This window comes from Rahnella ecdela, from assembly GCF_019049625.1.
GTDB lineage: Bacteria > Pseudomonadota > Gammaproteobacteria > Enterobacterales > Enterobacteriaceae > Rahnella > Rahnella ecdela.
This window is the reverse complement of the sequence record NZ_JAFMOY010000076.1, coordinates 1-2,137: the sequence shown is the minus strand read 5'-3', so window position 1 is coordinate 2,137 and position 2,137 is coordinate 1. Positions and strand designations below refer to the sequence as shown.

Below are 2,137 nucleotides of genomic sequence, written 5' to 3'. Positions count from 1 at the left end.
GGGGGGGGGATATCCGGTACCGAGCATCTGGCAAACAGTGCGGTGGAGTTTATTCTGAGCCCTACCGCGGAAGAACTGTCGCTAGAAGCCGCTATTTTGGCAGAAAACATCCTGCGGGGTAACGTCTGTGCCGATGGGATATTACAAGACGCTAAAAATACTTTGGATGCTGCCAAAAAATCCGCCGCCGAGCTGTGGGATAAAGTCAGCCATGCTTCACTGGGCGACCAGGCTGAAATGGCCGCAAGTATCGTGGGTATCATCAGATCACTTTTTATCGGTGCGGGGGAGGTTGAAGTAGCGGAGTCTGTTTCCAGGGCGAGTGAAGTAACGCGAGCCGATGAACTTAGTGAAACCATTAATACATTGGATAGAACAGTTAATGTGGCTGGTGTGGATAGAGGAACTCATTTAGGCAGTTATGGAGAAAATATTCTAGATGTTAACGATAATGGAGTCTATATAAATAGTAAATCTTCATTTATCATTGAGCAGTCGAAACAAAATAAACACATACCAGGAACTAATGAATATAAAATAGCTTCTGAGTCAGGTTTAAATAAAAGTATTCTTAGTGTCTCACCATATTCACTACTCTCAGAAATTGGCTCGGGAGTACAAGTGGGTAATCTTTCTGTGGGAATGCCTGGTTCAAAAGAAAGAATTGATTTTATTATAATTATTGGCAATTATATCGAACGAGATACCGGTGTGGCAGTGCCGACAAGTAAAGGTATTGTCCATTACAGCAAAAAAGGGGTACATATTGTACCATCTAGACCTTAGCCAAAGTTGGAGTGCGTAAAATGTATCATAAAGATCCAAATGGTTACTTTAGACTATCAATGCAAAATGCTTTGTTAGGAAGGGTAACGCCAAATATTCGAGCCGTAGTTGGGAGGTTATTTAATCAACAGATTGAAATAGTTTACTATTTCGATCAAGAAATTAGTGATGACGATGAGGAGTTAGCCTCTGAACTCGGTACTGAAGTAATTGCAGATTTTGAAGATGGATTCTCTATTGAAATAAAAACATTACGTTTGGATTACCCGCATGCAATTAAAAATGATGGAGGGTTATTGTTATACCTTAGAAAAGAGTGAATGCATGAGAAGAACCAATCTCCTTTTCATGATTTTAAGTAAATATACTTATGATGAAATGAAATGAAATGAAATGAAATGAAATGAAATGAAACTTAAATTTAACCTTTTCCCGATGGAGAGGTAATTATACGTATGTTAACTCAGATAGTAACTTTGGGTTTTAACATACACATTTTTAGGCAAGCGACTACGGAAGTATTTTTCAAGAAAAGATAAATGCAAACCATGCAAAAATACTGGTTATTTTTTAATTCGCTTATCGAAATATGAAATTCCTTGGTTAGTATAAATTCAATTTTGATTGCCGTCTCAAGTGCTAGCAATATAGATATGAATTGTTGGATTGGATAAGGATATTGTTGTTTATTTAATTCCTATAAGGTATGGCGAGAAAATAAAAATGATTAAAATTTCAACCATTACTGAGTCGGAATTTTTAAAATCTCATCTTCCAATTCTATTTCATCACGAAAACTATTCAAAAAACTACTACCAGATTTTAGAAGATAGCGTAGGTTTGTTTGTGTTTTCAGCACAAAGTAATATTTCACCTGAGTTGGTTGAGGACTGTAGTGTCGTAGGTGTTGGCTGTGATCAAAATGTGGTTTTTTTGATTTTAAAAGTAAAGCAATAATTAATAAAATAGTGCTTCCATGTTTTTTTTATGAATTTAAAAAAATAGAACGCACCTTCTTATTATTTCAGAGGTTAATTTAAAAGTGATAAGCTTGAATGGTTATTGTGAAATATTGGATTTGGATTTTATTGATAATATAGATCATGTTGATGTTTTTGATGGCTATTTTACTGTTTATCTTGTAGGCGGTGACAAGAATAAGTTCGGACTTTCATCGGATGGCTAGTTTGTGTCAGGGATACATGACTCATCTTGCGTTTTTCATGAGACTGTAATTAAAATTGTGTAATTGCCTGTTTTTGATATGTTCACTCCAGCAACGGAGACAGGTAAATTATGGATGAAAAGAAACTTAAAGCCCTTGCGGCTGAACTGGCTAAAGGCCTTAAAA

Annotated in this window: 3 protein-coding genes; all 3 read left to right on the top strand. The window is 36.0% G+C overall.

What is annotated here, in order from left to right:
- Positions 1–786: polymorphic toxin type 50 domain-containing protein (locus J1784_RS00405; RefSeq protein WP_238485319.1), on the top strand; the 786-nt coding region annotated here is incomplete at its 5' end.
- Positions 787–806: 20 nt separating this feature from the next.
- Positions 807–1,106: a MafI2 family immunity protein gene (locus tag J1784_RS00400; protein WP_217147596.1), complete on the top strand. Its 300-nt coding sequence runs from the start codon at positions 807–809 to the stop codon at positions 1,104–1,106.
- Between the two features lie 346 nt (positions 1,107–1,452).
- Entirely contained in the window at positions 1,453–1,743 is a 291-nt protein-coding gene (locus J1784_RS00395) for a hypothetical protein (protein ID WP_217147595.1), read from the top strand.
- The last annotated feature ends 394 nt before the right edge of the window (positions 1,744–2,137 follow it).